The organism is Pantoea sp. CTOTU49201 (assembly GCF_032054795.1).
In the GTDB taxonomy this organism is placed as follows: Bacteria; Pseudomonadota; Gammaproteobacteria; order Enterobacterales; family Enterobacteriaceae; genus Pantoea; species Pantoea symbiotica.
This window is the reverse complement of the sequence record NZ_DAMBSA010000351.1, coordinates 218-5037: the sequence shown is the minus strand read 5'-3', so window position 1 is coordinate 5037 and position 4820 is coordinate 218. Positions and strand designations below refer to the sequence as shown.

Below are 4820 nucleotides of genomic sequence, written 5' to 3'. Positions count from 1 at the left end.
GCTGAGCTGCCCGCCGAGTATAGCAGCGTGCCGCTACGCATCCTGATTGTTGATGATTCCAGCGTTAACCGTCTGCTGTTAACTCGCCAGCTGCATTTCCTCGGTCATCAGGTGATTGAGGCGGAAGAGGGCGCGCAGGCGCTGGCAGCGTGGCATCAGCAAAGATTTGATGTGGTGATCACCGATTGCCGCATGCCGGTGATGGATGGTTATCGACTCGCACAGGCGATTCGTCGTGAAGAGCTGCAGCGGGATCTGCCACGCTGTTTGGTTTTAGGTTTTACCGCCAACGCCTTGCCGGAAGAGCGAGATCGCTGCCGTGAAGCCGGCATGGATGGCTGCCTGTTTAAACCCAGCACCTTGCAGGATCTGCAAAACTGGCTCGGTAAGGGTGTGCTGCAAAGCGCGGATGAAGGCGTATTACAGCTGGCGGCGGGCGATGAACAGTGGAGCGCGCAATTACGGGCGGAATTAATTGAAAGCTATCAGCAGGATATCGTGGCATTGACGGTCGCGCTGAGTAGCGACGATCGCGAGCAACTGCGTGAACTGGCGCATAAGATTAAAGGCAGCGCTGGCATTACCGGCGCGAGCGCGCTGGTAGCGAAATGCGTAGCGCTGGAAGAGAACTGCGAGGATGAATCGATTTCGCGTGCGATTTTATCCGCATCAGGGCGTGAGCTGCTGGCGGAGATTCGACTGGAGATCGCGAAGAACGGTGGTCGCCATTAATGGCGACCCTACTTTGATTACATCTTTGATTGATAACCCATACGACTTAACCGGCTGAATAACTCTTTATTATTGGCGCAATTGAGCTTGCGAATAATACTTTGCCGATGATGGCTGATGGTTTTACAACTGAGATGCAGTTTGTGCCCGATATCGGTGAGGTTGCTGGTTTGCCCTAACATGCGCAATAAGCCAAATTCACGCGGTGAAAGGGTTTGTTTAGTGCGGCGAACACCAACAGCAAACTCCGCAGACGACGGCAAACCTAATACAGCATCTGAAAGTTGCTTGAGGCTGCATGTTTTCGACAGAAAGGTAACGCCCGCCAGCACGCCAACCACATAGCTGGTTACCGCTTTCTCGTGCAGATCGGTCAGCACAATAATTCGCGTTGCCGGAGATGAACGCTGCACTTTGAGTAGCAGCTCGGTGAAGTACTGCACATCGCGGCCATAAGCGGTTAATTCGCTGATAAGCACATCGGTTCCTGCTACTTTGCTTAACGCTATGTCCACATCGTCACTTTCAATATTTTTAATCTGAATGAATTTCCCGGCAAAATAATGTGAAATGCCTTCAGTAATCCATCTGTTATTGTCTATCAGCGTTAATGACAACATAGTTATCCCCATCCTTATTATGTTGCTATTTAAGCGCGATGGCGGCGCGATAAATATCGGACAGGGGAAGGGAGGTTTGTATGAAATTTCCTAAATTCGTCTTTGCGCATTTTTAGGGCAGATGCTGCACCAACAGCTCACCTTTTACTCTTTTTCCTACGCACTTGACCCCGCAGTTCTCAATCCAAAGAAAGAAAATTCCGATGAAAAACCCACGAATTCCTCGCGTTAAGAAATATTGCTAGCAATAAAGCTAGAGTGGCATATCCCTTGCTTTACTTCTGACATCGCAAGATGTGTTCATTCAGGAGGCCGTTATGTCATCGCCGCAGGTTTTGTGGGATATCGCCAGCCACCAGCGTTACGCCTACAGCTCAATCGAACATCAGGTATTGCCCGTCTGGCCCAAAGGCAAAGGTCTGGCGCTGTATATCGCCATGAATCTGGAGCATTTCGCGTTTGGCTTGCCGGAAGGCGCCAAGCTGTCGCAAGGGGCGAATCGTCTCGACGTGCTGAACTATGCGTGGCGCGACTATGGAAATCGGGTGGGCGGATGGTATCTGGCCGATCTGTTTGCCGAATTGGCTATTGCGCCAGCGGTGATCGCCAACACCGCCATCATCGATTATTGCCCACAGCTGCTGGATCGCTGGGTAAGCCTACCCGGCAGTGAACTGATCGGTCACGGTCATACCAACTCGCAGCGTCAGGGTGAACTGAGCCGTGAAGATGAGTTTGCGTTGATCGCCCGCTGCCAACAGCGACTCACTGAGTATCAGCAACGCCCAGTGGCGGGTTGGCTGTCGCCGTGGATCTCCGAAAGCCACGACACGCCCGACTTACTGCGCCAGAACGGCTTCAGCTACACCCTGAACTGGGCGCACGACGATCGTCCGGTGGCGCTGCAAACGTCGCACGGCGATCTGCTGTCGGTGCCGTATCCGCAGGAGATCAACGATATTCCCACCATTATTCCTAACGGCACCTCTATTGAAACCTTCTGCAGCATGATCGAAAGCCAGTTCGCCGAGATGAAACTGCGCGCCGACCAGCGACCGCAGGTGATGGGCATCGCGTTGCATCCTTACATCGTCGGTCAGCCGTTCCGACTTCATCATTTACGGCAGACGCTAAAGAACATTATCGCGCAGTGCGAAGACGTATGGATTACCACGCCAGGCGAGATCGCCGCGCATTCACTGAACGTTACCAACAACTTCACCTGATATCACTGGAGAACAGCATGACCGCAGCATTAACAGCAGTTGAGATTGTGAAAGAGTTTCTGGCGGCGTCGATGGCGCCGGATCCAGACCGAGCCGCAGCGCTGATGTCACCGGATGTAGTCATCACTTTTACCGGCAAGCGCGTAATGCCCACCGTGCACGGCGTCACCGCGTTTAACGCCGGGCGCTATCAATGGGTGAAAAAGCAGTTGGGCGAGTTTGACTGGATGGAGAAAAGTCCCGGTCATGTGGTGGTGTACTGCACCGGCTTTCTTTATGGCGTTTGGCCGGACGGGCGTGAATTCGCCGGTAATCGCTACCTCGATCGCTATGAAGTGATTGCAGGGCGCATTACAAAAATGGATGTGTGGAACGACAGCGCCGAGTGGATCTTGGCGCCAGAGCTGAATCAATCACCACGTTAATAACAAACAAATCAACTGGCATTGGCTTTGCATGCATTGCTAGCAATAACCTTAGCAAACTAATGGGAGATCAATGATGAAGCAACTTTTTCTGTCGTTGTTAGTAGCAGGTTCGTTAGGTGTGGTCAGTCACGCGGCGCTAGCGGAGAACGTGGTGCGCTGGGCAACCGATGCCGATATCCCAACGCTGGATCCGGATGCCTACGCATCCACCAAAGCGCTGACCTTCCAGAATCACATTTATGAATCGCTGGTGCAGCGCGACAACGATCTGAAAATCCAGCCGTGGCTGGCGCTGAGCTGGCAGCAGATCGATGACACCACGCTGCGCTTCAAATTGCGCGAAGGGGTGAAGTTTCACAATGGCGACGAGCTGACCTCAGAAGATGTGGTGGCATCGGTGGCGAGGGTTACGGATCCGGCTTCGGGTATCCGCGCAAACGCCTCAACCATTAAAGACGCGGTGGCGGTCGACAAATACACCGTGGATATTCATCTGGTGAAGAAAACCGGCATCGCCATCAACGAGCTGACCGGCGTGATGATCATGGATAAGAAATGGCTCAGCGAGCATAACGCGCTGAAGCCTACCGATATCAGTCAGGGCACAGAAGGGTACGCCACCAACAATACCAACGGCACCGGGCCGTTTATTTTGCAAAGTCGTCAGCGTGATACGCAGATGGTGCTGGTACGCAATCCCAACTGGTGGAATGCCGCTGCCGACACCACCAATATCGACAAAATCATTTTCAAACCGATCTCATCCGATGCCACACGCCTCTCTGGCCTGCTGGCAGGTGAGTACGATTTAGTGACCTCGGTACCGCTGCAGGATATTCAGCGTCTGCAAAACAATCCTGCCGTGCAGCTGCAGGTGAGCCATTCGTTACGCGTCGATTATCTGACGCTCAACATGCGCGACACCCTGAATGCCAAAAACACCAAAGCAGAAAACCCACTGAAAGACATTCGTGTGCGTCAGGCGTTGTACATGGCAATCAATCGCGAGGCGATAACGCAAAAGGTGATGCGCGGTCTGACCAAACCGACCAACAACTATCTGGCGCCGGATATTCCGGGTTATGACGCTAAGGCGGGCGTGGATTATCCGTACGATCCGGCGAAGGCCAAAGCGTTGCTGGCAGAAGCCGGTTATCCGCAAGGCTTCAACCTCAACTTTGATTGCCCGGAAGGCACCTACATCAATGCTCCGCAATGGTGCCAGGCGGTGCAGAGCTACTGGTCGAAGATTGGCGTGAAAGCCGCGCTGAATGTGCATCCGGCCAGCGTCTATGACCCGATTCTGGTCAATGGCCGCACCGATGTCGGCGTGCTCGGCTGGGCCAACCTGCCGATCATGGATCCTTACAGCGTGGCGGTGCAGCTGCTGCACACCAGTAACGGGAAAAGCCTCGGCACCTTTAATATCCCGCGCTACAGCAATCCGGCGGCGGACAAGCTGATCGACGATTCTGTCGGCGAGCTGGATAACACCAAGCGCATTGCCATGCTGAGCCAGGCCGTCGCGCTGGCGAATAAAGATCTGCCTTATCTGCCGATGCACTTTGAACCCACTGTTTGGGCGATGAGTAAAAAACTGACGCTGAAACAGACGCCAGATAATGTCCAGCGCCTGTGGTACGGCAAGGTCAGCAACTAAATCTGCCTGGTCATGCACGTCAGTTAAGCGTAAATCGGTCGCCATGAATGGCGACCCTACGGAGGCCGTTATGGTGTTTTTTGTGCGCAAGTTACTGCAGGCATTTATGTTGCTGGCGGGTGTGGCGCTGCTCTCTTTTATTCTGTTTCAGTAT

The 4820-nt window shown here is 53.4% G+C and carries 5 protein-coding genes; 4 read left to right on the top strand and 1 reads right to left on the bottom strand.

The features are described 5' to 3' along the window. On the top strand, positions 1 to 732 hold a 732-nt coding region (locus RTY00_RS19710; protein ID WP_312665678.1), incomplete at its 5' end, for a response regulator. A gap of 17 nt (positions 733 to 749) precedes the next feature. Here RTY00_RS19710 and RTY00_RS19705 read toward each other — a convergent pair. After that, positions 750 to 1349: a LuxR C-terminal-related transcriptional regulator gene (locus tag RTY00_RS19705; RefSeq protein WP_312665677.1), complete on the bottom strand. Its 600-nt coding sequence runs from the start codon at positions 1347 to 1349 to the stop codon at positions 750 to 752. Between the two features lie 320 nt (positions 1350 to 1669). Here RTY00_RS19705 and RTY00_RS19700 point away from each other — a divergent pair, with 320 nt between their 5' ends. The 3 genes from RTY00_RS19700 (at position 1670) to RTY00_RS19690 (ending at position 4666) form a co-directional block, all read left to right on the top strand. Further along, positions 1670 to 2578, top strand: coding sequence for a polysaccharide deacetylase (locus RTY00_RS19700; protein ID WP_312665676.1), 909 nt, complete (start codon positions 1670 to 1672; stop codon positions 2576 to 2578). Between the two features lie 17 nt (positions 2579 to 2595). Continuing rightward, complete coding sequence (locus tag RTY00_RS19695; RefSeq protein WP_312665675.1) at positions 2596 to 3003, top strand: nuclear transport factor 2 family protein; 408 nt, start codon at positions 2596 to 2598, stop codon at positions 3001 to 3003. A gap of 76 nt (positions 3004 to 3079) precedes the next feature. Then, a complete protein-coding gene (locus tag RTY00_RS19690; RefSeq protein WP_312665673.1) occupies positions 3080 to 4666 on the top strand; it encodes an ABC transporter substrate-binding protein in 1587 nt (528 codons plus the stop codon). Positions 4667 to 4820 lie beyond the last annotated feature (154 nt).